A 26,957-nucleotide genomic window follows, 5' to 3' on the forward strand; every position below is an offset into this window, starting at 1 on the left:
AGGTGAACGGGCCGCCGTCGCTCAGCGCCGACGGCCGGTTCGCCGGCTGGCTCTCCAGTGGCTCCGCCGCTCCCCGCCTGGTGCTGTACGACGTGGCGGCGCGGCGCGAGCTCAGCCGTTCCGGCGTCGGCGCGGTGCGCTGCAGGGCCTTCACCTGGACGCACCTGCCCGGCGTCGGGCTCGCAGTGGCGGACGCGGACGGGGCCGAGAACTGGACCCTCTACCGGGTTCGGGTCGAGGCGGCCGAGTGGACGCCGCTCGGTGGCGGCCCGGCCGTACGGATGCAGATCGCCGGGCTCTCTGAGCAGCGCCCCGCCGAGGTCGTGCTGTCGGCCGACGGCCGCGACCCGAGCTGCCGCGACTACCTGCGGGTCTCGCTGCTCACCGGTGAGCACGTGCCGCTGCTGCGCGATTCCGCGCATTCCGCCGTGTACTTCGACCGTGTCCTTCGGCCCCGGCTGACCGAGAGCGTCCTGCCGGACGGCTCACGGGAGCTGCGGCACCTGCCAGCGCCGGGCACGGACGGCGAGGGCGCTCCCTACCTGCGCATTTCGCACGAGGACGCGCTCACCGTTCGGATCCTGCGGTTCGGCATGGACGGCGACAGCCTGTACTTGGTGCTGCCGGACGGGGCCGACGGCGTACGGCTGGCCGAGCTGGACTGCCGGCCCGGGGTGCCGGCCGGTAGGCCGCGGACCCTGTATCGGGTCGGCGGCGGGGACTTCGCCGGGGTGCTGTACGCCGAGGACACCGGCCGGCCCGACCTGTTTCATGTCGAGCAGGCGCAGCAGACCTGCGTCGCGCTGGACGAGGCAGCGACGGCCCGGGTCGCGCGGCTGCGGAGCGCGCTCGGCACCGAACCGGTGGTCCTGGAACGCCGGGGCGGCCACTGGCTGGCGGCCGCGCACCGCCCCGAGCGGGACGTGACGTATGCCCTCCACGACCCGGCGGCAGACGAAACCTGGTTGCTGAGCACGGCCCGTCCCGGCCAGGAGCCGCTGCCGGTGGAGTGTCGGCCGGCCACGGTGCCGCTGCGGGACGGCGGCCACGCCGTCACCTACGTCACCCGGGGCGCCGACGCGCGGCGGCGGGGCGGGGCCGGGCCGACCGTCCTGCTGGTGCACGGCGGGCCCTGGCGGCGCAGCCGCTGGGAGTACGCCGAGCGGCGGGCCTGGCTCGCCGAGCAGGGCTACACCGTGATCGAGCCTAACTTCCGCGGCTCCACCGGCTTTGGCTCGGCCTGGGCCAACGCCGCCGACCGGCAGTGGGGCGCCGCCATGCAGGACGACCTGGAGGACGCCCTGGACTGGGCGGTGGCCGAGGGGCTCGCCGACCCGGACCGGATTGCCCTGCTGGGCGGGAGCTACGGCGGCTACGCCGTGCTCCAGATGGCCGCGACCACCCGGCGGGAACTGCGCTGCGTGGTGGCGACCTCGCCGCTGACCGACCTGGTGCGGTTCCTGGAGGAGCCGCCCGCCTTCTGGCGGACCGCGGCGCCGATGCTGCGGCGGCGGATTGGGGATCCGGCCGTACCGGAGCAGCGGGCGGCCCTAGAGGCGACCTCACCGGTGAACCGGCCCGAGGGCTTCCGCTGCCCGGTGCTGCTGGTGCACGGCGCCACCGACAGCCGAGTGCCCGCAGAGATGGCGACCCGGATGTTCATGGCCCTGGCTCAGGCGAACCGGGACGCCACTCTTGCCCTCTTCCCCGACGAGGGCCACGAGGTGGTGACGACCGGCAACCGCAATGCGCTGAACGCGCTGCTAGCCCGCTACCTGGCCGACCGGCTCTGGGAGCCCGGGCCAGCGGGGACGCAGCCCGATCCGGCAGGTCCCTCGGTCGACACCACCATGAAGCTTTTCGACTCACCTCGCGCCGCCCGCCTTGCGGCGGGCCGGGCGCCGAACTCTGGAGCAGAGCATGGCACTTCACCTGACGCGCAGTAACGCGCTGCTGCTGCTGACCCCGAAGACCGGCAGCACCTGGATCCGGAAGAAGATCAGAGAGCTGGGCATCGCCGTCGAGGAGGTCGGTGACCCGGCGATGCGCGAGCACGACCTGCTCGCCGACTTCGACCGCTCGCAGTACCGCTTCATCGGCGCCTTCGTCCGCGATCCGCTGGAGTGGTACCGCTCCTACTGGTCCTACCGGATGGAGAGGGGCTGGCGTCCGCAGTACCCGCTGGACGAGCACTGCGAGAGCGACGACTTCGAGACGTTCGTCCGCCGCGCGGTGACGACCCTGCCGGGCGCCCTGGGCAACATCTACACCTCGTACGTGGGCGCTCCGGGCGAAGAGGTCGACTTCATCGGGCGCCAGGAGGACCTCCAGGCCGACTTCGCCCGCTTCCTGGAACTGGTCGGCGAGGAGTTCGACGCCGAGGTGCTCGCGGAGGGCAGCCGGATCAACGCGACGAAGATCCGCCCCGATTACCCGGTGGAGCTAAAGGAGCTGATCACCCTCTCCGAGTGGGAGACCATGGGGCGCTTCGGCTACCTCGCCGACCGGCCCGACCCGATCGCACTGGCCAACATGCAGGCCCGCTACCCCGAGGACGCGAACGACCTGCGACTGCTCTCGCTGTGGACCGAGAAGATCCACTGGGCGCCGGACGACAAGAAGCGCGAGGCCGGCCGCCCGGTGGCTGCGGAGACCCGCTACGCCCGGGTGAACAGCAACTTCGCGCTGTACGCTGAGCACAAGAAGCAGGACCCGCAGTACGCGGGCGACCGCTACCGCGAAGCGCTGCGGCTGGACGCGGCGCACCCCCGCACCCTGTGCAACTATGCGCTGTACGTGGCGAAGCACGTGGGCGACACCGCGCAGGCGCGCGCGCTGATGCTGCGCGCCTTGGCCGGCCGCCCCAACCACCCCTACACGCTGGGCAAGCTGGCCTGGCTGACCGCCGACCGGCTGGGCGACCCGGGCCTCGCAGAGGTCCTTTACCGGCAGAGCCTGGCCGCCAACGCGGCCCAGCACGAGCTGCAGGTCGAGTTCGCCAACCTCCTCGCCGGACAGGACCGGGCCGAGGAGGCGCTGGCCCTGCTCGGCCCGGCGGCCGAGAGCCCGGACGCCAACCGGCTGACCCTGCTCACGCACGCCTCGCTGCTGGCCCGCTTGGGCCGCGTCGCCGAGGCCCGCGCCGTCCAGCGGCGGGCAGCGGACGCTGCGGGCGACATGGCGGCGGCAGACCCGGCGGCGACCGCGTAAGGCGCCAGCCGCCAGAACGGGCCGGCCGCGCGCCGCCCCGCTCCTCTCACGAACACCGCCAAGGAGGCGAAACGTTGTACACGGAGAATGCACTGGCCCGGGTCATCCAGGACGAGTGCGTGGCCGGTGCGGGCAAGTCGGTCGAGCAAATCGCGGCCGCTGCGCGCGAGGTGATGGAGAAGAACCGGATCTGTCTGATCCGCGCCTTCCCCCTTGACCCCGACCGCTACCTGGAGTTCCTCGGCCACTTCGGTGAGCCGCTGATGAACTACTCCTCGCTCAGCGAGCTGGCGAAGACCGACCCGCACCCGCAGATCAACCGGGTCAAGTACAAGAAGAAGGCGGAGGGTGCCCAGTCGGTGCACTACGTCGCGGGCGGGCTGCGGCCCCACTCGGCGCGGTCCTGGCGCTCCCCGCGGCCCTCGCACTTCGCGATGCTGATGGTCGAGGCTGGCTGGCGCGAGGTGCCGGCCGGTGAGCGCGGCGAGTCCGTCGTGGTCAGCTGGAACGACCTGTTCAACCGGCTCGCGGAGCGCGACGGCGAGGCGTTCCAGGAGCACTTCGCGCGGCTGTCCACCACCCCGATCACCTTCGAGGCGAACAACGTCCGCGAGGAGCTCAGCCGCCTTCCGCTGCTCTACCGGCTGCCGGACGCCCGTGGCCCCTACGACGTCGGCGTGCGGTTGAAGCAGGACCTGAGCGAGAAGATCGTGGGCATCCGGGAGCAGATCCCCGACTTCGAGGCGTACCAGAAATCACTGGACTACCTGCTGGAGGCGAGCGCCGACGAGCAGTTCTTCGCCTGCTTCCCGATGGCGAGCGGCGACCTGCTGCTGCTCGATAACCACCGCTTCGCGCACGGCCGCCTGAAGATAGTCGGGGAGTACGTCGTCGACGGCGAGGCCCGGACGAACAACCGCGAGCTATGGAGCGTCACGGTCTCGCCCAGGGCTGAGGACGGGGCCGCGGCCGAGGCGGATGGCGAGCAGGCCGACCTCGTCGCCGTCTGCGCCGAGCTCCAGGGCGAGCTGGACGCCCTGATCGGCGGGACCGGCAGCAATGCCGCGGCCCAGTCGCTGGACACCGCCGTGGCCTCCCTCAAGGAGGTCGAGCAGCGCAACGTCTCATCGGTGCAGCTGGTGGCGCTCTCCCACCACTGATTGCTGTCCCATGGCCCGGGGGATTCCGCCCTGCTGTTTCCCGCAGCAGGGCGGAAAGCTGATATCAGCAGGCCAATCGGGTGCCCCCGTACACTGTCGGCGCCCCGATCGCAGTTGAGTTCCCAGAGGAAGTCGGATCCGCCATGTCACTGACCGGAAAGCACATTCTCTCCAGCGACCTCTTCAGCAGAGACGCATTGGAGCAGCTCTTCGAACTGGCGGACGTGCTGACGCCGGTGGCCCGGGGCCGCCAAGTCACCCGGGTCCTCGAGGGCGCCGTCATGGCCAGCCTCTTCTTCGAGGCGAGCACCCGCACCCGGCTCAGCTGCGAGTCCGCGTTCTTGCGCCTGGGCGGCGGGGTGACCAGCACCACGGGCGCGGAGGTCATGTCGATCGCCAAGGGCGAGTCGCTGGCCGACACCAGCCGCGTGGTCAGCGGGTACTGCGACCTCATCGTGATGCGGCACCCAGAGACGAGCGCGGTGCACGAGTTCGCCGCGGCCACCAACGTCCCGGTGATCAACGGGGGCAACGGCGCCGGTGAGCACCCGACGCAGGCCCTGCTCGACATGTTCAACCTGCACCAGGAGTTCGCTCGGACCGGCCGAATCATGGATGGCCGCCGTCTCGCCCTGGTCGGCGACCTGCGGCACGGCCGCACCGTACACTCGCTGATGAAGCTGGTCTCCCGCTACGAGGATCTGACCATCGTCTGCGTCGCCCCCCAGTCCCTTGGGATGCCCGCCGAGCTGCTGGAGTTCGTCGAGCGGCGGGGCCACCGAATCGAGCTGAGCGACGACCCGGAGACCGGCCTCAAGGACGCCGACCTTGTCTACTCGACGCGGCTGCAGACCGAGCGGTTCGCGGACCGGCCGGTGCCCTACAGCGACGCCTTCCGTATCGACAAGGCGTTGGTGAGCCGGGTCTGCCGGGCCGACGCGGTGATCATGCACCCACTGCCGCGGGACGGCCGCCCGGGCTCTAACGACCTGGCAACCGACCTCAACGACGACCCCCGCCTGGCGATCTTCCGGCAGACCGACGCTGGCATCCCCATGCGGATGGCCCTGTTCGCCTCGGTGCTCGGCGTGGCCGACGCCGTCCGCGGCTCGCTGAGCCCGGCGACCTGGTACCGCCCGGACTACACCGGGCCCGAGGACGCTCCGTTCTACAGGAACGTCGCTTCCTGACAGCACGCGTACAGCCCCCCGAGAACGCCGAAGCGGGCCGGTCACCACCGGCCCGCTTCGGCGTTCTCGGCATCCGGTGGCCGTTCGCGGCACGACGCGGCGACGAAACAGCAGAACGACGGACAAGAGGTTTTGCATGAGTGTGGAAATGAAAGCGGCGACGTCCACCAGCGATTACGCCGCGTACCGCAACCCGCTGGTCTCGGTCACGATGGCGAGCACCTTCTTTCTGAAGCTGGTCTCCTTTCTCTGCATCCCGTTCATGACGATCTACCTGAGCAGGAACGTGGATGCCCCGCCGTACATCATCGGCGTCATCGTCGGACTCAGCCAGATCGGCTCGCTCACCGCGGGCTTCTTCAGCGGGGTGCTCGCCGACCGGGTCGGCAAGCGGCTGATCCTGCTGGTGGGCCTCTTCGGCAGCGCCCTGGTCTTCCTGCTGTTCTTCCTGGCGGCGACCTTTCTCCGGGGCTCTTCGCTGTTCGCTGTGGCGTTCGGCCTGCTCAACGCCGGTTACGGGGTCATGTCGGCCTTCTTCTGGCCAGTGACCCAGGTACTGATGGCGGACAGCCTGCCCAAGGAGCGCCGCCCCGCGTTGTTCCGGCACCGCTACGTGCTGACCAACTTCGCCGTGGGCATCGGCCCGCCGGCCGGGGCCTTCCTGGGCATCGCGTCGGCCCGGGCGGCGTTCGTCATCTCGGGGTGCTCGTATCTCGTGTTCGCCGTCGCCTTCTGGTGGCTCACGCGCGGAACGGGCTTCGGGGTCCCCGGCGGGCCCCCGGAGGAGCGGCGCAGTTTCACCGGGGCGATCAGAGTGCTCGGCGCGGACAGGGTGTTCCGAGGCCTGACGGTCTCGATGATCCTCTTCACGCTGGCGTACTGCCAGATCGCGACGAATCTCTCCGCGATCGTCAGCAGCGGCTTCTCCGACGGAGTGCGGTTCTTCGCCATCCTGCTCACGGTCAACGCGGCCGCGGTCATCGCCCTGCAGCCGATCGCCACGGCGATCTCCAAGCGGCTCAGCCCCCGGCGCACGATCCTGCTGGGCAACGCCCTGTTCGCGGTCGTCTGTCTGCTCTTCTCGCTCGTGGCCTTCGGCAAGACCGGCCTCATCACCCTCATCGTGCTGATCAGCATGGCCGAGGTGCTGGTGGTCCCCACCGTCAGCGTCGTGGTCGACGAACTGGCGCCGCCCGCCATGCGCGGCACCTACTTCGGCGCGGCCACCCTGCGCAACCTCGGCCTCGGGGCGGGACCCGCCGCGGGAGGCCTGGTGCTGGCCTCGTTCGACCGCGGGTTGCTCTTCGTCTTCATGGGCTTGTGCGGCGTAGCCGCCTGTGCCGTCGTCTACTTCACCCTCAGGGAGAACACCGGTGCGGATACTGGTCCTTCACCAGAACCTGTTTGAACGGCTCGGCTACGAGCAGGCCATCGACCACACGGCGCACGAGGTCACCTACGCCGGCGCCCAGGAGTACCTCGACAACATCCCGGACCACATTCGGTGCGAGATGCATCCCTGGGACCCGGCGCTGCCGGTCGCGGACCAGCTGCGTCCGTTCCTGGCCGGGCAGCCCCCGTACGACCGGATCATCGCCCGACACGAGCTGCTGATCACCCCAGCCGCCGAACTGCGGGCCGAGTTCGGTATCCCGGGCATGGGACCCGAGACCGCCCGCAACTTCCGCGACAAGGTCGCGATGAAGCACACGCTGGCCGCGGTCGGCGTCCGGGTGCCGCGCTACCTGGCGCTCGACGAGTGCGGTGACGCCGCAGCGCCCTGGCTGGGCCCGACCATCGTCAAGCCGCGCGACGAGGGCGGCAGCCAGGGCGTCAAGCTCTTCGCCACCTTCGAGGAGGCCGCCGGATTCGTCCGCACCGCCGCCTTCGCGGCCCGCTACGAGCTGGAGGAGTACGTCGAGGGGCCGATCTGGCATATCGACGGCTTCCTCTTCGAGGGCGAGGTCGTCGTGGTACAGCCCTCCCGGTACGTCGGGACGCCGCTGCGCTTCGAGAACGGCGAGCCGGTCGGATCGGTCCAGATCGACAACCCGGAACTGGCCGACTGGGCCGTCCGCTGTGTACGCGCTCTCGGCGGCGAGACGCTCACCTTCCACCTGGAAGCGATCATGACCGTGGATGGGCCGGTCTTCATGGAGGTCGCGGCCCGCTGTGGCGGCGGCTACATCGTGCGCGCCACCGAACTGCGCACGGGCGCCTACCTGCACACCCTGGACATGGCTTCGGACATCGAGTCCACACTGGCCACCCGGTTCATCGGGCTGGCCCGCTCCGACCTCAGCCACGGCTTCTTCCTCTTCCCCGGCCATGTGCACGGCGGCGCCGAGGTCACCGTGGAGGTGGCCGACGGCATGCTCGACGACCCGTTGGTGCTGAGCCACCTGATGATGCCGCCCGGCACCCCGACGGCGCGCAAGCACTCGTACCGCCCAGAGAACCTGCCGCTGTCCGGAGTGGTGGCGGGCGCCGACCCGGCGGACGTGGAGCGCTGGATCCGTCGGCTGTTCGAGACCACGGCCGTCACCACCCGCTCACCGTCCTGCACCGAGGCATATGACGGCAGGGGCTGTGCCCCTGACGACCATGAGCTAGAAGACTCCTGAAGATCTTGCTCGGACCGCCCGACTCACCCCGGATTGCCGGTAAATGTCAATCGGGCTGAACCGGTGCAAGCCGGGCGCGATTTCAAGATCTTCATCGGCCTTCTAGCCCACCGGCTCGCCGAGGAGGCGGGTGCCCTGCTCCTCGGGCTGCGCACCGAGCAGGCCTTGGGCGACCCCAAGGCGCTCAAGGACCTCGGAGACACCCGCTCGCACGACTTCCTGGTCGCCGAACTAGCCCGGCACCGGCCGCTGGACGCCGTGCTGTCCGAGGAGGGCGTGGCCGATCCCGCGCGGCTGAATGCCGGCCGGGTGTGGATCGTGGACCCGCTGGACGGAACCCGTGAGTTCTCCGAGGCCGGCCGCGAGGACTGGGCCGTGCACGTCGCCCTGTGGGCCGACGGCCGGCTCGTGGCGGGAGCCGTGGCGCTCCCCGCCCAGGGCGTCACGCTCTCCACGGCCTCCACGGCCTCCACGGCCTCCACGGCCTCCACGGCCTCCACGCCGCCCGCCGCCGCCCAGGACCTGGGCATCCTCGGCAGCCGCTCCCGGCCGCCGGCCTTCCTGCGAAAGGTCGCCGACTGGGTCGGCGCGGAGCTGGTGGGGATGGGTTCGGCTGGTGCCAAGACCGCCGCGGTGATCCGGGGCCGTGCCCGTGCCTACATCCACGCCGGCGGACAGTACGAGTGGGACTCGGCGGCTCCCGCCGCCGTGGCCCTCGCCGCCGGCCTGCACGTCTCCCGGCTGGACGGCACCCCGCTCCTCTATAACCAGGCCGACCCGTACCTGCCCGACCTGCTGGTCTGCCAAGCCGCCGACGCCCCGGCGCTGCTCGCCGCCGTCCTGCTGAAGGCGCGCGACGCGCAGGAAGGGCAGGCAGCGCAGTGACGCGTACCGAGAGCGGCGTCACACTCTGGCTGACCGGCCTGCCCAGCGCGGGCAAGACCACCCTGGCGCTGGCCCTGGCCGAGCGGCTGCGTGCCGACGGCCACCGCGTCGAGGTGCTGGACGGCGACGAGATCCGCGAACACCTCTCCCAGGGCCTGAGCTTCAGCAGACAGGACCGGTACACCAACGTGACCCGGATCGGCTTCGTCGCACAGAAGCTGGCCCAGCACGGTGTCAAGGTGCTGGTGCCGGTCATCGCCCCGTACGCCGACGCGCGCGCCGCCGTACGCGGCCAGCACACCGTCATGGGCACCCCGTTCCTGGAGGTGCACGTCGCGACGCCGGTCGATGTGTGCTCCGTACGCGACGTAAAGGGCCTGTACGCCCGGCAGGCGGCCGGTGAGATCACCCACCTGACCGGTGTGGACGACCCGTATGAGGTCCCCGCCGCACCGGACCTGCGCCTGCAGACCCAGGGCCGGACGGTTGCCGAATCGGCCGGCCGCCTGCACGCACTGCTCACCGAGAGGGGACTGGCATGACCACCGTGACGCATGCCCCCGTGTTCCACCCCACGCACCTCGACGCCCTGGAGGCGGAGTCGGTGCACATCTTCCGCGAAGTGGCGGGCGAGTTCGAGCGCCCGGTCATCCTCTTCTCGGGAGGCAAGGACTCCATCGTGATGGTGCACCTGGCGCTGAAGGCCTTCTGGCCGGCGCCGGTGCCGTTCGCGCTGCTGCACGTCGACACCGGGCACAACTTCCCCGAGGTCATCGACTACCGCGACCGGGTGGTCGCCAGGTACGGACTGACCCTGCACGTGGCCCATGTACAGGAGTTCATCGACGACGGGCGGCTGGCAGAGCGGCCCGACGGCAGCCGGAACCCGCTGCAGACGGTGCCGCTCCTCGACGCCATCGAGCGCAACCGCTTCGACGCGGTCTTCGGCGGCGGCCGACGCGACGAGGAGAAGGCCCGCGCCAAGGAGCGAATCTTCTCGCTGCGCGACGAGTTCGGTGCCTGGGACCCGCGTCGCCAGCGCCCGGAGCTGTGGAACCTCTACAACGGCCGGCACACGCCCGGCGAGCATGTCCGGGTCTTCCCGCTCTCCAACTGGACCGAACTCGACGTCTGGCAGTACATCGAGCGGGAGAGGACCCAGCTCCCCGAGATCTACTTCGCCCACGAGCGCGAGGTGTTCGCCCGCAACGGGATGTGGCTGACCCCGGGGACGTGGGGCGGCCCCAAGGAGACCGAACCCGTGGAGCGGCGCATGGTCCGCTACCGCACCGTCGGCGACATGTCATGCACCGGAGCCGTCGACTCCGACGCGTCCACCGTCGCCGACGTGATCGCCGAAATCGCCACCAGCCGCATCACCGAGCGCGGCGCCACCCGCGCCGACGACAAATTCTCCGAGGCCGCCATGGAAGACCGCAAGCGCGAGGGGTACTTCTAATGCTGACGTCCACACACGACCGGAGCACCGACTCCGTGACGTTGCCCGGCCTCACGACCTCCCTGCTGCGCTTCGCGACGGCCGGCTCGGTCGACGACGGCAAGTCCACTCTGGTGGGCCGGCTGCTCCACGACTCCAAGTCGGTCCTCGCCGACCAGCTGGAGGCCGTCGAGCAGGCGTCCCGGCGACGCGGGCAGGAGAGTACCGACCTGGCCCTGCTGACCGACGGCCTGCGGGCCGAGCGGGAGCAGGGAATCACGATCGATGTCGCCTACCGCTACTTCGCCACGCCCCGGCGGCGTTTCATCCTGGCCGACACTCCCGGGCACGTGCAGTACACGCGCAACATGGTCACCGGGGCCTCGACCGCCGAGCTGGCCGTAGTCCTCGTCGACGCCCGTAACGGCGTGGTCGAGCAGACCCGCCGACACGCAGCCCTCGCCGCCCTGCTGCGCGTCCCCCACGTTGTCCTCGCCGTCAACAAGATGGACCTCGTCGGCTACGACGAGGCCGTCTTCGCCGCGATCGCCGCGGAGTTCACCGGCTACGCGGCCCGGCTCGGCGTACGCGACGTCGTCGCCGTGCCGATCTCCGCGCTGGCCGGCGACAACGTCGTGGAGCCGTCCGTCGCCATGGACTGGTACGCGGGCCCGACACTGCTCGAACACCTGGAGACAGTCCCGGTCGACACGAGTCCGGCCGGCCTGCCCGCCCGCTTCCCGGTGCAGTACGTGATCCGCCCGCAGCACGGCGAGTTCCCCGATTACCGCGGCTACGCCGGCCAGGTCGCCGCCGGAGTGCTGCGCACCGGTGACACCGTCACCGTGCTGCCCTCCGGGCACCGTGGCGTCGTCGCGGCCATCGACATCCTCGGCACGCCCTCGGATACCGCGTCGGCCGGCCAGTCGGTCACCCTGCGACTCGCCGAGGACCTGGACATCTCGCGTGGCGACCTCATCGTCGCCGGTGCGGCGCCACGGCTCACCCAGGACGTCGAGGCGACGGTCTGCCACCTCCACGAACGCCCTCTGCGGGCAGGCGACAAGGTGCTGATCAAGCACACCACCCGCACCGTGCGTGCAGTGGTCCGGGAGATCTCCCACCGGCTCGACATCGACACCCTGGAGTACCGGCCCGGCGGCGAGGGCCTGTCGGTCAACGACATCGGCGACGTGGTGCTGCGCACTGCCGAGCCGCTGGCCCTCGACGACTACCAGGACAACCGGAGCACCGGCGCCTTCCTGCTGATCGACCCGGCGGACGGCACCACGCGCGCAGCCGGGATGGCCGGTTCCTCCGTGGTGAGGGGCGACGGTCGTGTCTGACACCGACCTCTTCCGGCTCTTCGCGGGGCTCATGGCCCTGCTCGTCGCCGCGCACTTCATGGGCCGGCTGTTCGGGCGGCTGCGCCAGCCGCCCGTCATCGGCGAGATCCTCGGCGGCCTGCTCTTCGGCCCCTCGCTGTTCGGGCTGATCGCCCCGGACGCGCAGGCCTGGTTGTTCCCGAAGACCGGCCCGGCAGCGGCCGGGCTGGCGCTGATCTACCAACTGGGCACCTTGCTGCTGATGTTCCTCGCGGGTATCCAGATGCGGGCACTGTTCTCCCGGCAGGACAGCCGCGCCGTCGGGCTCATCACCGTGGTCGGCATGGTGGTCCCGTTCGCCTTCGGGCTGCTGCTGGTCCAGCTGGTCGACCTGTCCGGAGCCATGGGCCGGGCCGGCAACGAGACCGCGCTGACGTTGGTCATCGCCTGCGCCGTGGCCATCACCAGCATTCCGGTGATCTCCCGGATCATGCTCGATCTGGGCATTGCCGGCACGGCCTTCGCCCGGATCGTGCTCTCGGTCGCTGTGCTGGAGGACATCGTCCTCAACGTGGTGATCGCTGTAGCCCTCGGCATGGTCGACGGCGGCGGACACGACGCGTTCGGCGCCGCGGCGCTGTTCGGCATCGGATCCGGATACGGCTCCGCCGCCTACCACGCACTTGCCTCGGTGGGCTTCCTCGGGCTGGTGGCCGGGGTGGGCTTCGTCGTACGGCGGGTGCTGGCCACGAGCCGGCGGGCAGCCGGCCCGGACCGGCCGACCGGCCGGGTCGCGGTCCAGCTCGCCCTCGTCCTCGCTGCGGCGGCCGGCTGCCTCTTCCTCGGCATCACGCCGATGTACGGGGCGTTTGTCGTCGGCCTCATGGCGGGCTGGGGCCGCGCCGGCCCCAGCGCCAGGGAAGCGGCCGCGAACGAGCCGACCAGGGCCATCCAATCCTTCGCCACCGGCTTCTTCATCCCCGTGTATTTCGCCGTCGTCGGCCTGAAGCTGGACCTCGTCCACTCCTTTGCGCCCCTGTACACGCTGCTGTTCATCGCCTTCGCTTGCGTGGTCAAGGCCGCCAGCGTGTACGCGGGTGCCCGCTGGGCGGGCCGCGCCCCCGCCGACTCGCTGAACCTGGCCGTCGCGATGAACGCCCGCGGTGGTCCCGGGATCGTGCTGGCCACGCTCTCGTACGACGCGGGGATCATCAACGCCACGCTGTTCACGACGCTGGTCCTCACCGCCGTCATCACCTCGCTGATGGCCGGCACGTGGCTGGAAAGCGCAATCAAACGCGGTCTGCTGTCCCGTAGGGACAGCACGGAGACACCCCCGCCGTCATCCGCCGCCAAACGGCGGTCCGAACCTGCCGAGGTGGGATCCGCATGACCTCCACGACCGTCTGCACCTGCCGGCCCGGAGCCACCCTGTGGCTGGACGGCGCTCCGCGGCACGCCGTCGCCGAGGAGCTCGCCGACCGGCTGCGCGCCGCCCACCACCGCCGGGTGGAGGTCCTCGACCCCGCGACCTCGGCCGTCCCCGGTGAGAGCCCGCGGGCCGCCGCCGAACGGATCGGCCTGGTGGCCGAGATCCTTGCCCGCCACGGCATCCTCGCCGTGGTCGCGGCCCCCGAGGGGCCCCCGGCAGACCGGAACCGGGTCCGCGACCGCCACCTACGGGCCGGCACCACCTTCCTGGAGGTGCGTGGGGCCGGTCCGGACGACCCCGCCCCGTCCGTCGACGTGCTGCTCGCCCTGCTGGCGGAGCACGGCCTGGTCCTGGCCGGCTGACCGTTCGCCGCCCGGACTCCTTCATTCCTTCTGGGAGTTGTCACCATGTTCGACACCATTGCCATCGATTGCACCGACCTCTCGCCGGCAGAGACAGAAGCGGCCACCACCGCCTCGGTGGCCGACCACCGGCTCGCATACCTGCGGAACTTCCCGCTCGACGTCGACCAGTGCATCGGCCTGCTGGAGACGCTCGGTGAGCTCTGCCCCAACTACGCCGCCGACTCGACGAAGGCGGCGTACGCGCTGCACCCGGCGATCAACACCGTACGGTGCCGCGCTCCGCAGTCCGAGGGCGTCGAGCGGGTTCAGGAAAAGGCCGGTTCGCTGCCGATGCACTCCGGCCGCTCCTTCGCCCGCCGCCGCCCGCTGCACCTGGCCATGCTGATGGCCGACCCGGGCTGGCAGGACTTCGAGGCCGGCCACAACGGCGAGTCGCTGATCGTGCGGTGGGGCGACGTGCTGTCCGAGATGCGGATCCGCCACCCCGAGCACTGGGCCGAGGACTTGCGGTTGCTCACCGGCTACGGGATGAGCTTCCCCGCCTCGCACCTGGACGAGGACGCCTCCGAGCTGCCGTTTCTCTACGTCCCCGGCACCCCTCGGCGCACGCCCGTCCTGGACGACTACGCGGCCCGGCTGCCGCAGGACATCACCCGGCTGCAGAAGGCCGCCGAGTCGGTCAAGGGCGGCGAGCGCTGGTTCGAGGCGGTCACCCGCTTCAAGGACACGGCCAACGACCCAGCGGTTCAGCAGGTGTACGTGATGGCCGCCGGTGACGTCGTCGTGATCGACAACGACCGCTACGGCCACGGCCGGCAGGAGGTGGTGGCCACCCGCACGGACGCCGACGGCGCCCTTGTGGTGAATCCGCGCACGATCTGGAGCGTCAACATCCAGTAGCCGCGCTCGCGCTCTCCAACACATCAACCTCCTCTTCCGGAACGGGACATGAGCACAGTCATAGCGAGTTGTACGCGTGGAGCGCAGGCGCTCCCGGAGCGGCTGACCGCCGTACAGGGCATCGGCCGGGCGGGAGATCTCGTCATCGCCCGCGTCGTGAAGGTGGGCGCCTACCGACAGGTGGAGAACGCCCACGGGCGGGACGTCCGGATCCGCGTCGGCGACGAGATCGTCGGCGTGCTGGGCGACCGCTTCTCCACCACCTCGATCTACGGCGGGCTGCCCGAGGCCGGCCTCGCCGTCACGGCCGGCACCCCGGCCGACCTGATGGCGGTCGGCGGCGTCATCGGCATCGCTGCCTCCTCCCCGTCCTCGCTCGGCACCGCGACCGCCCTGGAGCTCGTCGGCCTCGCCGCCGACGCCGACGGCCGGGTGGTGCGCCTGGAGCCGAAGGCCGCTTCCTCGGCGGCCGGCACCCCGATCGTGTTCATCGGCGGCACCGCCGCCGAGGTCGGCAAGACGACGTTCGCCTCGGCCCTGGTCAACCACCTGGCCGCCCGGCACGGGCTGCGGGTCGGGGTCACCAAGCTGGCCGGCACCGGCCGGCTGCGCGACCTGCTGACCCTGGCGGACGCGGGCGCGCACTGCGCGGCCGACTTCGTCGACGCGGGTCTGGCCACAACGTACGGCCACTCGGCGGACGCCGTGGTGGGCGCTGCCCGGCACCTGGTGGGCCGGCTGACCGAAGAGGGCGCGGAGATCATCGTCGCCGAACTCGGCGGCGACCTGTGGGGTGCGGGTATCCCGGACATCCTGCGCGACCCCGGCCTGGTCGCCGCGGCCCGCGCCCTGGTCCTGGTGCCCTCGGACACGATGGCCTCGCTCGGGGCGGACACCTGGCTGGCCCAGAACGACATCACCATCCCGCCGGTCCACGGCGTACCGCACCGCAATGTGATGGCCGCCCGGGAGCGGGTGGGGCGCGGTATGGGCGTCCAGCTGGTCGACCCGCACAACGAGCAGGACATGGAGCGACTGATCACCGAGACGCTGCTGCCCGCTCCCGCAGCGGTGGGCAGCGGGTCGGGAGCTCCGTTGAGTGCCGGCGCGTCCCATCTCGTCCTCCTGCTGGGTGCCGGGGGCATCTCCCCCGACGCCGCCCTGCAGGCGGCCGCGAAGGTCGCCTCCGAGGTCAGCGTCGTCTGGTACGAGGGCAACACGTCGGGCGCCGCGGTCGAACGGCTCCGACAGCAGTGGAGCGAGTCCTTCGCTGGCGAGTGGCTGACCACCGCCGACCACCTGGCCATCCCCGACCTGCTGGTGGACCTGCACGGGCGGCGGCCGGTGCACGGAGTGGTCACGTTCGGCGAGCCGCTGATCGTGGTCCAGGCCGAAGCGCAGCAGCGGCTGGGCCTGCCCGGCAATCCGCCGGAGACCGTCCGTACCGCCCAGTCGAAGCTGGCCCAGCGGCGCAGGCTGCGGGAGGCCGGCGTCGAGAAGATCCGCTTCCATGAGATCGCGGGCGAGGCGGACGTGCCGGCGGCGGTGGCCGCGGTCGGGTTCCCCGCCGTACTGAAGCCGGTGCACGGCGCTGCCAGCTTCTTGGTGAGCAAGGTCGGGGACGAGACGGAGCTGCGGGACCGGCTGGGCGAGGCGATCGCGGCCTATCGGTCGTCCCCGCTCTTCGACCCCGAGCCTCTCTTCGTCCTGGAAGAGCTCCTGGTGGGCGACCAGTGGTACGAGGAGGACGGATTCGGCGACTACGTCAGCGTGGAGTCGCTGGTCGAGGACGGTCGCATCACCCATGTCGGGATCACCGACAAGCTCCCGCTGCAGAGGTTCGTGGAGACCGGCTACGTGGCCCCCACCTCGCTGCCCGCTGACCGGCAGCGAGAGGTGCTGGAGCATGCCGGACGGGTCATCGAGGCCATGGGCATCCGGTGGGGCGCCACCCACCTGGAGCTCAAGCTCACCCCGGACAGCCCGGGCTGCATCGAGCTCAATGCCCGGCTGGGCGGCCCGGTGGGGCACCTGCTGCGGGCCAGCAGCGGCGTGGACATCGAGGCGGACATCATGCGCCTCGCGCTCGGCCGCTCCCCGGAGGGCGACTACCAGGGCCGTCGGTATGCGCTGTACCGCGCGGTGCCGCCGCCCGCGCAGGCCGTGACCCTGGTCGGCCAGACCCCACGGGAGGAACTGCTCGCCCAGTTCCCGGAGCTGGTGTTCTGCAAGACCCGCTTCGCTCCCGGTGCCGAGCTGCATCCCGAACGGCCCTACAACGTTCTGACGTTCCTGGTGACCGGTGACGACGTCACGTCCTGCCTGGCCACCGCGGAGCGGGTGGCGGGTGCGTTCCGGGCCGAGTTCGTCTCGCTCGACGACGGCAGTCCCGTCACCTTCTCCGCTTCGCTCCACTGACCTCTTCTGACGGAAGGCCAACATGCACACCGCCACCGCGGGCTCGACCACCGCCCGCGATCTGCTGCACTGCCTGGTGGACCATGGCTACACCCTCGCGACGGGTGTTCCCTGCAGCCTGCTCAAGGGCGCGTTCCAGCTGCTGGAGGAGCCCGGTGACGACGCCCGGCTCGCCGGTCTGCGCTACGTACCCGCCCCGCGCGAGGACAGCGCCATCGGCATAGCCTCCGGCGCCATCGTGGCCGGCGAGCGGGCCGTGGTCCTCATGCAGAACTCCGGGCTCGGCTACTGCCTGAACGTCATCACCTCGTTCAACCTCATCTACGACGTACCGGTGCTGCTGATCGTCAGCTGGCGCGGCCACGACGGCAACGACGCCGTTGAGCACGACGTGATCGGAGCCGAACTGCTGCGGCTGCTCGATCTGTTCAGGCTGCCGCACACCGTCCTCGACCCCGCTGACCCGGCCGGTTCCGTCTCCGCCGCGATCGATCTGATGGACAAGGAGCAGCGCTGCAGCGTGCTCGTCGTCCGGGAAGGCATCTGATGCCCGCACCGCTGCCCGCCACCGCCCCGCCGCTGAGCCTCTCCGAGGTCGTGCGGGAGCTGATCGCCCGCCACCCGGACGCGCTGATCGTGTCCACGTGCGGATTCACCAGCCGTGAGCTGTTCAACGCGGCCGACCGGCCGGAGAACTTCTACCTGGTCGGCTCGATGGGCATGTCCGCCCCGGTCGCGCTCGGCCTCGCGCTGGCACGCCCCGAGCGCACCGTGATCGCCCTTGACGGCGACGGCTCGCTGCTCATGAACCTGAGCGTGCTCCCGCTGGTGGCCGCCTCCGGTACGGACCTGCTGCACGTGGTCGTTGACAACGGCATGCACGAGAGCACCGGCGGCCAGTCCACCGTGCAACGTTCCGACTTCGTCGCACTGGCCCTGGCGGCGGGCTACCGCAGCGCCGTACGCGTCGAGACCGCCGAGGAGCTCCGGGCGGCCGAACTGCCCGCCGGAGCGGTCCTCCTGCACGCGCTCACCGGGCCGCGTACGGACGGACCTGGCCGCCGTGTCACGCACACCCCGCAGGAGATCGTCGCGCGCGTCCACGCAGCGGCCAACCGCCCGGCGCGGTAACACTCCACGCTCCGCACCCCCATAAACCTCTTCATCCGCCGCGTTATCTTCCTGAAGGAATTCCCCATGTCGAAGACCTGTGTCCTGCGCGACGCACTCAACGGTTCCGCGATCACCCGCTTCATGGGCGCACACAGCGCGCTCAGCGCGAAGCTCGGCCAGGAGGCCGGCTTCGAGGCGATCTGGGCCAGCGGTCTGGAGATCTCCGCCGCTCGCGCGCTGCCGGACGCGAACATCCTGTCCATGGCGGAGTGCCTGGAGGCCGCCGCCCAGATCGCCGGCGCGGTGGACATCCCGGTGTTGGCCGACTGCGACTCCGGCTTCGGCGGCGTCGGCAACGTCGCCCACATGGTCCGCTCGTACGAGGCCCGCGGCCTGGCCGGGGTGTGCATCGAGGACAAGCAGTTCCCCAAGATGAACAGCTTCGTCGAAGGTAACCAGGACCTGGCCCCGATCGGCGACTTCGCCGCGAAGATCACCGCGGCGAAGGAGGCGCGTACCGACGAGGACTTCGTCGTGGTGGCGCGCATCGAGGCCTTCATCGCCGGCGCCGGCCTGGAGGAGGCGCTGCGCCGCGCGGCCGTCTACGAGGCGGCCGGTGCCGACGCCCTGCTGATCCACTCCAAGCGCTCCACCGCCGAGGAGGTCTACGCCTTCCGCGACGCCTACCGGGGTGCGCTGCCCGTCATCGTCGTGCCCACCACCTACCCGCAGGTCACGGCCACTGAGCTGGCCGAGCACGGCTTCGGCGGGGTGATCTACGCCAACCAGGGCCTGCGCGCGTCGATCAGCGCGATGCGCGACGTCCTCGCCCAGATCGGCGGCGCCGGTTCGACCTACGCCGTGGAGGGCTCCATCGCCAGCCTGAAGGACGTCTTCGCCCTTCAGGACGTGGACGACCTGCTCGCCCGCCAGGAGCGCCACGACGAGCTGACCGCCGCGTATTCCGCCCTCGGCTGAGTCGGCGAACCCACAGAAAGGGAGCATGATGGTGCCTCGCCGAACCGCCGGCGGCCGACAGACGGCCGAGGTGCGCAATCGCATCGCGGACCAGTGGTGCGATGCCGAGTCGGGCCGGGTCCAGGAGAACCGCAACCCCGGCGATCTCGCGGACCTCGTCAGCCGGAGTCCCGATTCCGGCACGGCTGACGTGCAGGCGGCAGTCGGAGCTGCACAGCGCGCGCTCCCGGCCTGGCGGGCCCTCGGCCCGATCCGGCGCGGCGAGATCGTGATGCGGGCGGCCCGCCTGATCGACGAGCGCCGGGAGGAGTTCGCCGAGGCGGTCACCCGGGAGCAGGGCAAGTTGCTGCGCGAGGCGCTGGGCGAGGTGGACCGCACCGTCGCCCTCCTGGAGTACACGGCGGGGGAGGGGCGACGGCTCGGCGGCGCCACCCTCCCCGCCGACGACCCGCGGACCCTGGCGCTGACCCGGCGGGAGCCCATCGGAGTCGTGGGACTGATCACGCCCTGGAACTTCCCGTTGGCGATTCCCGCGTGGAAGGTCGCCCCCGCCCTGCTCTCGGGGTGCACTGCCGTCCTCAAGCCCTCGCCGCTCACCCCTCTCACAGCGATGCTGCTCGTGGAGTGCTTCCTGGCCGCCGGGGCCGGGGGCGGCGTGCTGAACCTGGTGTACGGCGGGCGCGAGGTGGGCGAGGTCCTGGTCAAGGACCCGGTCGTGGCCGGCATCTCGTTTACCGGCTCGGTCGAGGTGGGCCGGGCCATACACACGGCCGGTGCGCCGCGGTTCCTGCGTACTCAGCTGGAGATGGGCGGCAAGAACGCCGCCCTGGTACTGGCGGACGCCGATCTCGACCTGGCGGCCGACTCGATTGTGGCCGGAGCCTTCGGGCAGGCCGGCCAGCGCTGCTCCGCGACCAGCCGGGTCGTCGTGGACCGTGCCGTCCACGACGAGCTCGTGCGGAAGCTGGCCGAGCGCGCGGCCGCGCTGCAGGTGGGCGGCGGCCTCGACGCGGACTCACGGCTCGGCCCGGTGGTCAGTGCCGACCGGCTGCTGGCCTGCCTGGACGGGACGCGCCAGGCGCTCGCGGAGGGCGCCGTGGCCGTCACCGGCGGAGACCGCCTGACGGAGGGCGTCCCGCAGGGCTACTTCATGGCCCCGACGGTGCTGACCGGTGTACGTCCGGACAGCTACATCGCCCAGGAGGAGATTTTCGGCCCGGTGCTGTCGGTCCTCGTCTGCGACGGTTTCGAGGACGGTCTCCGCATCGTCAACTCCGTCCGCTACGGCATGGCCGCAGCCATCTTCACGGCGGACACCTCCCTCGCGCTGCAGGCCCTGGAGCGCGTCGACGCGGGCATGCTCCACGTCAACCGCCCGGGCGTGGGCGCGTACCCGCACATGCCTCACATCGGCGCGAAGGAGTCCCAGTACGGCCCGGCCGAGTGCTCGCCCCAGGTGTGGGACTTCTACACGGAGTGGCGCACGGCCTGCATCGCGTACTGACCGCAACCGGCGGGCAGCCCGGTGTGAGGGAAGACCCACGGAAGGGTCGAAGTCCCGGACCGAACACCGGTTCCGGGCTTTCGGCGGCGCGGGGACAACGTAGAAGGCCCCCGTAGGGCGTAGCCGCTGGATCACTCGGCAGGCCGCCGCGGGTCAGACTCCGAACAGCGGCGTGATCTGCCGCATGGTGAGGTACGTGCTGTAGTAGACGGCTATCAGTAGCGCCCGATCGGCGAGGGCAGGCACCACGGATGGCCGCCACCGGGACCGTGCGCTTGAGATCCTCATCGACGACACCCTCGCCACCAAGGCGCCCTGACCCACGAAGCGGCCCCCCGCTCCCGGAACTTCCGGGAGCGGGGGGCCGCCATTTTGCGTTGGGCCGTGCTCAGAAGCCGCTTCTCAACCGATCTTGGAGCGTGAGGGTCGGACAGATTTCCTGATCGGGTGATTCTCTGGTGGTGTGGGCATGAGGGCAAGGCCTCTCGGTAGCTCGGAGATGCGAATCGAACCGAGCAAGACCGGGAGGCCCTAGTGTCGTTGTTGTACTCGCTCATCCCTGTCGAGTTCAACTCGGCTGTCGTACCGTGCGATTGCCTCGCACATGCGTACGGGAACGCGGCTGATCATCCGGATCGGGCACGCCGGTATCCCTCGGACATGACGGACGCGGAGTGGGCGGCTGTGCGCCTGTTGTTGCCGGTGTCGGCCTGGCTGGAGGGGCGGGGCGGGCAGCCCGAGGGCTATGCCACCGTCAGATGCTGGACGCGATCCGTTACCTGGTCGCGGGTGGGATCTGCTGGCGGGCGATGCCCGTGGACTTCCCCGCCTGGCGCCGGGTTTATGCCTTTTTCCGCCGGTGGCGCGAGCACGGGCTGATCGCAGAGTTCCACGACCGGCTGCACGGAAAGGTCCATGAACGCGAGGGCCGTGAGGCCGAGCCCACGGCGGGGATCATCGACGCGCAGGCGGTGCGGGCCGCCGCGACGGTGCCGGCCGCCTCACGCGGTTACGACGGCGGGAAGAAGGTGCCGCAAACGGCACATCGTGACCGACACGCTCGGCCTGCTGCTGGTCGTCGCGGTGACCGCCGCGAATGTGGGCGACCGGGATGCGGCCGTGCCTCTGCTGGTGCGGCTGCGGCGAAGGCGGCACCAGTACGCACGCGCGCCGATACCGCCACAAGTAATGGGGAATCCCGCCAATCGACGTGTCGTCCGAGCTGCATGCTCATCCGCATGGTCAAAGGTGGGCTGCTGTCAGGCCCAGCACTCCAGCCCGGGTCTGCATAACAGCGGCAGGCTACCCGGGCGCAGGCGTGGCGACAAGGCACGCGGGCTTCGTGCGTGCGCGATGCGTGAGCGGATGGTGCGGCACGGGGCGTCACGAGCGGGATGAGGTACGACACCGTAGGGCCCTGATCAGGCGAAACAGCATCCTGCGGCAGCGTCGAGCACCACCCGGCAAGGATTCGATCCCACTCGTAATGCGTAGGTCTCGGGTTCGAATCCCGAAGGCGGCTCCATGGTGAACCCCAGGTCGGGCCTTTGACCTGGGGTTTCTTGTGTCGGGCGACCTTGGAATCTCGGCAAATCGGGCGCTGTCTGTCTGTGCATCGTAATGCGTAGGTCGGAGGTTTGATTTCTGTGACGAGACCGACGCAGCAAGCCTCTGAACTGGTCTTTTGATTGCTCGTAGGGAACGGACCATGCCAGCGCAATGGATCCCGGTGGACACCCGGTGGACAACCGTGCGTGAAACTCCGTCAGGGCACTCTCGCCGCCCCTGGCCGACGGGTGAAATCCACCGGTCTCCGATGGGGCTATCGGCGGCGTCGGGACTGTCCGGTCCTGACAGCTTCACGTCCAGCTCGAGTCCTGGCGATGATTGACCGTGAGTACACGCAGGAACCGCTTCTTGGCACGTTCCGAGGTGCCACCGAGCTGACAGACCGCCATCGATGTGGAGCAGTGGAAGAGAAGACTTCCCGCTTCACGGAGGAACGCAAGCGACTCGGCTCCGCAGCCCGGGTGAATGCGGCTGCGAGGGACTTCCCGTCGGTCTCGGCCAGGCCCGGCTGCGCGGTTCCTGCAGACCCGTCACACTGCACCGTCGCAGCATCGGCCCTTTCCGCCCGTGCTCCGATCTTGTCGATACCATTGCGGGAACGGCGAGTTGGGAGAGTCCTGCGTGGAACCGTTGATGAGTATGGTGCTCTCGACTGTCGGCACGGTCGCTTCGGGCGCTCTTTCCGGAGCGGGCGGCGAGATGGGTAGGCGGACCTCCGAGAGGCTCTACGGCTTGCTGAGTCGAGCACGCACCGTGGATGAGGGAGCGGGCACCGGTTCCGGAGGCGGTGAGGAGCAGCCCACCCTGCCCGTCACCGAGCAAGAGCAGACGGCAGCCGCGTTACGGCTGATGGAAGTCGCCCGCAGATCGCCGGAGTTCGCGCGCGAAGTCGCGGAGTGGGCCCGTGAGGCCTCCTGGCTGGCGCCGCGTGCCGTGCCTGCCGTGGCTAGCGGTGCCTCCCGTCCGCAGATGCTGCCGCCGGCGACCGCGGTGTTCACGGACCGCGAGGACGTGATCGCGTGGATCACGGCACTGCTGGACGATGCGGACCCCATACAGGGCGCGCCGACGATTGCCGCCCTTACTGGGCCGGGTGGTATCGGCAAGACGGCTGTCGCCGTTCAGTGCGCATACGCACTACGGGAGCGGTTCCCCGACGGGATCCTGTTCGTGGACCTGGCCGGCGCGTCCTCCGGCACGGCTCTTCCGCCTTCCGACGTGCTTGCGCGGTTCCTGGAGAGGCTCGGGGTTCCGCCCGCCATGGTGCCAGGCGATGAGGCCCGTCAGCGGGATCTGTTCCGCGATTGCACGGCCGATCGACGCATGATGGTCGTACTGGACAACGTCCATGCCGACGCCCAGGTCGTCCCGTTGCTCCCGGCTTCGCCCGGGTGCCTCGTCCTGGTGACGAGTCGGCACCGGCTGGGTCGCCTCGTGGCCGAGCACGGGGCTCGTCCGCTCATCCTCCGGCCGCTGTCGACCGCAGATTCCGTCCTCCTGCTCCGGCGGGTCGCGGGGAGCGAGCGTGCGGCGGCTCCGGACGCGGTCGTTCAGGCCGTGGCGGAAGCGACTGGTGGTGTTCCTCTCGCGTTGTGCACCATGGGTGCCGGTCTCGCAGTCCGGGAGCACTTGGCCTGGGAGCGAGTGGCGCGACAGTTGTCCGAACGGATCCACGGCCAGGGCCAGGGAGGCGACGCCATGCGATCGGGAAGCACCGACGACGCAGGTGGCCCCGTCGATCCTGTTCGCCACGCGCAAGATGCCTCGTACAGCGAACTGACTCCGGAGTGCGCCGCCTTCTACCGAGCGATCGCGGGGTGGGCATGGCCGACCGTGACCGTCATGTGCGCCGCCCATGCCGCAGGGGTGGGGGAGGACCAGGCCCGGGAACTGCTGGAGCAGTTGGCCAGGGTGCATCTGCTGGAGGAGGTCGGTGAGGAGCGCTACCGCTTCCACGATCTGGCGCGGGCGCACGCACGTGAGCTTGCGGTGGCCGAGGACGGTCATGGCCGCATGTCCGCCGGGGTCCGTCGGGTGGCGGTCGCGCATCTGCGTTGTGCGGCGGAAGCGGACTTCCGGGTCATGCCGTTGCGCTGGCGGCTTGGCCCCGCTTATCGGGCACTCGTTCTGCCAGAGGACCGTGATCCGGCGGACGGCAAGCGCGCGCTGGCGGAACTGCGTCGGGAGCGGGAGAACCTCGCGGCCGTCATCCGGGCGGCCGATCACCACGGCTTCGACGACCTCGTATGGCAGTTGTGCGAGGCGATGTGGGGTCTGCATCTGCTGCTCGGCTTCCATGCCCAGTGGATCGACACGCATCTGCTCGGAGTCGAGGCCGCCCGGCGCTGCGCTGCGGAGTTCGGTGACCGGCGTGCGGTGGGCCGGATGCTGGTGCAACTCGCCTTCGGTTATATGGGAGCCGGGCGGGCGGACGACGCTGAGGAGGCTCTCGCGGAGGCCGTGGGCGCGGACGAGGCTTGCGGCCACCATCGCGGGCAGGCGAGCGCAGTCGAGGCCCTGGGGCTGCTCCGCCTCAAGCGGTGGAAGTATGCGGAGGCGCAGCGGTGCTTCGAGGAGGCGCGGGAGATCCTGGGGCGTATCCGGCAGGGCGACGATGGGTGGGAGGACCTGCCTCGTGCCACGGCCCTGCTGGAGCACCACATCGGCCGTGCCCAGACGAAGCAGCGGCACTTCGCGGAGGCCCTTGCTCGGCTCAACGGCGCGCTGGTGCGGTTCCGTCAGCTGCCCGACGGTGGCGACGCCTACAACGAGGGACGGGTCTACATGAGCCTGGGCGAGGCGCACCTGGACGAGGGGGACACGGACCTCGCGCGGGTGTGCCTGGACAAGGCCGTCAAGGCCATGGAAAGGGCAGGCGCGGGGCTGCAGCTCGCCGATGTCTTCGAGTCGAGGGCCCGGTGCCATCGTCTCTCGGACCGTCCGGCGGAGGCGGCGGAGGATCTTCGCACCGCCGCTGTGCACTACGAGGAGAACGGTGACCGGGTTGGTGCCGAGCGGATCCGGATGGGGCTCGCAGAACTGGAGGCGTGAGACCCGGTCGGCGGTGGGGACGGCGGGAGCAGTTCGACGGTGACGTGATGTGCCGTAGCGCCGGTGCGTACGGTGATCGTAGGGAGGGCATCGGCCAGGGGCTGCCCGCTCGCGAGCCAGGCGTAGAGCGCGGAGGCGTAGACGGCGGGATCGCACAGGTCGGGCCGCCCCTCGGGGTCCGCCGCGGCGGACAGCCGCACGAGGTCTCCCTCGCGGGTGCGTACGACACAGCGGTCCGGGCCGTCGACATAGGCGACCAGCCCGCAGTACGGATAGCGGTCGAGCGCTTCAGACGCCCACGCGGCCGGCGGGCCGAGCCGTGGATCGTCCCCGGCGGCATGGCGTACGACGACGTCGGCGACGCGCAGTCGGCCGGTCTCCCGCGTCTCCTCGTCGACCACCGTGTGCGCGGTGTCGACCCGCACCGCCGGGTCTTCCGACGGATCGGGCTCGTCGCCGACGACGGCGTACCGGACAAGGGCGAGTTCCGGCGGATCCGAACTGATCTGGCGCACGAGGACGCGGATCGGCGCGGTGACGCGGGCGGGAACGTACGGCGGCAGTGGCAGCGGGTCAAGCAGCGCCGGGTGCCCTTCGGGCTCGGGTATGCCCATGAGGCCGTAGAAGAGGCGGCGCAGCAGAGCAGCCGACTCTCCTGGTGACGAACTGGTCTGCTCCGCCAGTTCCTTGTAGCGGCCGGGGTTGTGCGATGTGATCGCCCGGTCGATCTGTGCGCGGAGGCTGCCGCGGCGGAAGAGACGGGGAGCCGTACGGCCGAGGGCGGCCACCGGGGAAAGCGGGTCGAGGTCTTCCTGGGGGAACGCTCCGAGGAGGACGGGGATGCCCATGGACGCCGCGTAGTAGGTGACACTCGAGTGGTCCCCCAGGACGCAGTCAGCGGCGATCAGGGCCTGTCTCCACCCGTCGAGCGGCGGGATCGCCTCGAGGCCGGCTCGCCGCGCGTTGTCCAGCCACGCGCGGACCTGGCCAGGACCGTGGCCGTACCAGATGTTCGGATGCAGAACAGCGGTCGTCCGGTACTCATCGGCCGGCAGCTCCGCCGCCAGACGTGACAGCAGCCAGGGCAGCAGATCATCCGCACCCGGCTCGCCCGCTCCTCCTGCCCCGGCACCGCCGAAGAGGGAACGCGGTGCCCAGGTCGAACTGAGGACGATCAGCCGCTGGCCAGGCCCCACACCCAGTGCACGGCGGAAACGGTCCCGTTGGGGGAGAGCGGCGAGGATACGGTCGTAGCACGGGTCCCCGGCGAGTACCGCGGTGGGCACCGCCTCAGGACAGGCCGAGCGCAGCCTCTCCAGCTGTTCGGGGTGGGAGAGCACCGTGGCGGTCGCGAGCGGGCGCCCGTCCTCCAGGAGCCAGTCCGGCGCCAGGCCGAAGACCGGTGTCCGGTGTCCGGTGTCCGGTGTCCGGTGTCCGGTGTCCGGTGTCCGGTGTCCGGTGTCCGGTGTCCGGTGTCCGGTGTCCGGTGTCCCCAGCCTCTTATTGTATCCCATCCCATGGGACAATATGGCCAGCTTGCCGCGTATCGACCCCAGTTCGCCGCCATAGCTCGCGGCCACCGCCAGATCGAACACCGTGTCCCTGGCCTGTTCCCAAGGGAGGACAGGCAGCCCCGCCTGAGCCAACAACTCGGGCACTCCAGCAAGGAAAGGAGATGAACCCGTGCAGGTGGCGAACATCTGCACGCGAACATCGCTGTGGAAAAGCGGAAGTACGTCCAGCAGGCGAGTCGCGGACGTCACGTTGTGCACGATGAATAGGACGCGACGACAGC

General features: G+C 70.5%; 21 protein-coding genes and 1 pseudogene. 21 read left to right on the forward strand and 1 reads right to left on the reverse strand.

Features of this window, described 5'->3' with window-relative positions; genetic code table 11:
- Nucleotides 1-2: 2 nt before the first annotated feature.
- The 21 genes and pseudogenes from J7E89_RS26185 (at nucleotide 3) to J7E89_RS26285 (ending at nucleotide 25,162) form a co-directional block, all read left to right on the forward strand.
- Complete coding sequence (locus tag J7E89_RS26185) at nucleotides 3-1,946, forward strand: alpha/beta fold hydrolase (protein ID WP_214976889.1); 1,944 nt, start codon at nucleotides 3-5, stop codon at nucleotides 1,944-1,946.
- Nucleotides 1,921-3,210: a hypothetical protein gene (locus J7E89_RS26190; protein WP_214976890.1), complete on the forward strand. Its 1,290-nt coding sequence runs from the start codon at nucleotides 1,921-1,923 to the stop codon at nucleotides 3,208-3,210. The genes J7E89_RS26185 and J7E89_RS26190 overlap by 26 nt, the downstream gene beginning before the upstream one ends.
- 74 nt (nucleotides 3,211-3,284) lie before the next feature.
- Nucleotides 3,285-4,370: a TauD/TfdA family dioxygenase gene (locus J7E89_RS26195; protein ID WP_214976891.1), complete on the forward strand. Its 1,086-nt coding sequence runs from the start codon at nucleotides 3,285-3,287 to the stop codon at nucleotides 4,368-4,370.
- Between the two features lie 143 nt (nucleotides 4,371-4,513).
- Complete coding sequence (pyrB, locus tag J7E89_RS26200; protein ID WP_214976892.1) at nucleotides 4,514-5,560, forward strand: aspartate carbamoyltransferase; 1,047 nt, start codon at nucleotides 4,514-4,516, stop codon at nucleotides 5,558-5,560.
- A 136-nt stretch (nucleotides 5,561-5,696) separates the two neighbouring features.
- Nucleotides 5,697-6,968: an MFS transporter gene (locus J7E89_RS26205; RefSeq protein ID WP_214976893.1), complete on the forward strand. Its 1,272-nt coding sequence runs from the start codon at nucleotides 5,697-5,699 to the stop codon at nucleotides 6,966-6,968.
- On the forward strand, nucleotides 6,934-8,184 hold the full coding sequence (locus J7E89_RS26210) for an acetyl-CoA carboxylase biotin carboxylase subunit family protein (protein ID WP_214976894.1): 1,251 nt from the start codon (nucleotides 6,934-6,936) through the stop codon (nucleotides 8,182-8,184). Before J7E89_RS26205 ends, J7E89_RS26210 begins: the two co-directional genes overlap by 35 nt.
- A 63-nt stretch (nucleotides 8,185-8,247) precedes the next feature.
- Entirely contained in the window at nucleotides 8,248-9,069 is an 822-nt protein-coding gene (locus tag J7E89_RS26215) for a 3'(2'),5'-bisphosphate nucleotidase CysQ (protein WP_214976895.1), read from the forward strand.
- Nucleotides 9,066-9,611, forward strand: coding sequence for an adenylyl-sulfate kinase (gene cysC / locus J7E89_RS26220; RefSeq protein WP_214976896.1), 546 nt, complete (start codon nucleotides 9,066-9,068; stop codon nucleotides 9,609-9,611). Before J7E89_RS26215 ends, cysC begins: the two co-directional genes overlap by 4 nt.
- Nucleotides 9,608-10,528, forward strand: a complete 921-nt coding sequence (gene cysD / locus J7E89_RS26225) for a sulfate adenylyltransferase subunit CysD (protein ID WP_214976897.1) — start codon at nucleotides 9,608-9,610, stop codon at nucleotides 10,526-10,528. The genes cysC and cysD overlap by 4 nt, the downstream gene beginning before the upstream one ends.
- Nucleotides 10,528-11,853 carry a sulfate adenylyltransferase subunit 1 gene (locus tag J7E89_RS26230; protein ID WP_214976898.1) on the forward strand — a complete coding sequence of 442 codons (1,326 nt, stop codon included), beginning with the start codon at nucleotides 10,528-10,530 and terminating at the stop codon, nucleotides 11,851-11,853. The genes cysD and J7E89_RS26230 overlap by 1 nt, the downstream gene beginning before the upstream one ends.
- Nucleotides 11,846-13,225, forward strand: a complete 1,380-nt coding sequence (locus J7E89_RS26235) for a cation:proton antiporter (protein WP_214976899.1) — start codon at nucleotides 11,846-11,848, stop codon at nucleotides 13,223-13,225. Before J7E89_RS26230 ends, J7E89_RS26235 begins: the two co-directional genes overlap by 8 nt.
- The gene (locus J7E89_RS26240) at nucleotides 13,222-13,626 is read left to right on the forward strand and encodes a hypothetical protein (RefSeq protein ID WP_214976900.1); all 405 of its coding nucleotides are present in this window, start codon (nucleotides 13,222-13,224) and stop codon (nucleotides 13,624-13,626) included. The genes J7E89_RS26235 and J7E89_RS26240 overlap by 4 nt, the downstream gene beginning before the upstream one ends.
- Before the next feature lie 45 nt (nucleotides 13,627-13,671).
- Nucleotides 13,672-14,529 carry a TauD/TfdA family dioxygenase gene (locus J7E89_RS26245; RefSeq protein ID WP_214976901.1) on the forward strand — a complete coding sequence of 286 codons (858 nt, stop codon included), beginning with the start codon at nucleotides 13,672-13,674 and terminating at the stop codon, nucleotides 14,527-14,529.
- 48 nt (nucleotides 14,530-14,577) lie between these two features.
- Nucleotides 14,578-16,947, forward strand: coding sequence for an ATP-grasp domain-containing protein (locus J7E89_RS26250; RefSeq protein WP_214976902.1), 2,370 nt, complete (start codon nucleotides 14,578-14,580; stop codon nucleotides 16,945-16,947).
- Nucleotides 16,948-16,969: 22 nt separating this feature from the next.
- Nucleotides 16,970-17,494, forward strand: coding sequence for a thiamine pyrophosphate-binding protein (locus tag J7E89_RS26255; RefSeq protein WP_214976903.1), 525 nt, complete (start codon nucleotides 16,970-16,972; stop codon nucleotides 17,492-17,494).
- Nucleotides 17,494-18,078 (forward strand): thiamine pyrophosphate-dependent enzyme, encoded by a 585-nt coding sequence (locus J7E89_RS26260; RefSeq protein ID WP_214976904.1) that lies wholly within the window; start codon nucleotides 17,494-17,496, stop codon nucleotides 18,076-18,078. Before J7E89_RS26255 ends, J7E89_RS26260 begins: the two co-directional genes overlap by 1 nt.
- Nucleotides 18,079-18,144: 66 nt before the next feature.
- The gene (locus J7E89_RS26265; RefSeq protein WP_214976905.1) at nucleotides 18,145-19,038 is read left to right on the forward strand and encodes an isocitrate lyase/phosphoenolpyruvate mutase family protein; all 894 of its coding nucleotides are present in this window, start codon (nucleotides 18,145-18,147) and stop codon (nucleotides 19,036-19,038) included.
- Nucleotides 19,039-19,063: 25 nt separating this feature from the next.
- Nucleotides 19,064-20,542, forward strand: a complete 1,479-nt coding sequence (locus tag J7E89_RS26270) for an aldehyde dehydrogenase (RefSeq protein ID WP_214976906.1) — start codon at nucleotides 19,064-19,066, stop codon at nucleotides 20,540-20,542.
- Nucleotides 20,543-21,300: 758 nt separating this feature from the next.
- Nucleotides 21,301-21,375 (forward strand): annotated as a pseudogene (locus J7E89_RS41095) (hypothetical protein); the annotation flags it as partial.
- Nucleotides 21,376-21,457: 82 nt separating this feature from the next.
- Complete coding sequence (locus J7E89_RS41100) at nucleotides 21,458-21,940, forward strand: transposase (protein WP_251061107.1); 483 nt, start codon at nucleotides 21,458-21,460, stop codon at nucleotides 21,938-21,940.
- Nucleotides 21,941-22,744: 804 nt separating this feature from the next.
- The gene (locus J7E89_RS26285) at nucleotides 22,745-25,162 is read left to right on the forward strand and encodes a tetratricopeptide repeat protein (protein ID WP_214976907.1); all 2,418 of its coding nucleotides are present in this window, start codon (nucleotides 22,745-22,747) and stop codon (nucleotides 25,160-25,162) included.
- Here the strand turns inward: J7E89_RS26285 and J7E89_RS26290 are convergent.
- The gene (locus J7E89_RS26290; RefSeq protein ID WP_308315607.1) at nucleotides 25,093-26,676 is read right to left on the reverse strand and encodes a hypothetical protein; all 1,584 of its coding nucleotides are present in this window, start codon (nucleotides 26,674-26,676) and stop codon (nucleotides 25,093-25,095) included. The genes J7E89_RS26285 and J7E89_RS26290 overlap by 70 nt on opposite strands.
- Nucleotides 26,677-26,957: the final 281 nt, after the last annotated feature.

This window comes from Streptomyces sp. ISL-100 (assembly GCF_018614615.1).
GTDB lineage: Bacteria > Actinomycetota > Actinomycetes > Streptomycetales > Streptomycetaceae > Streptomyces.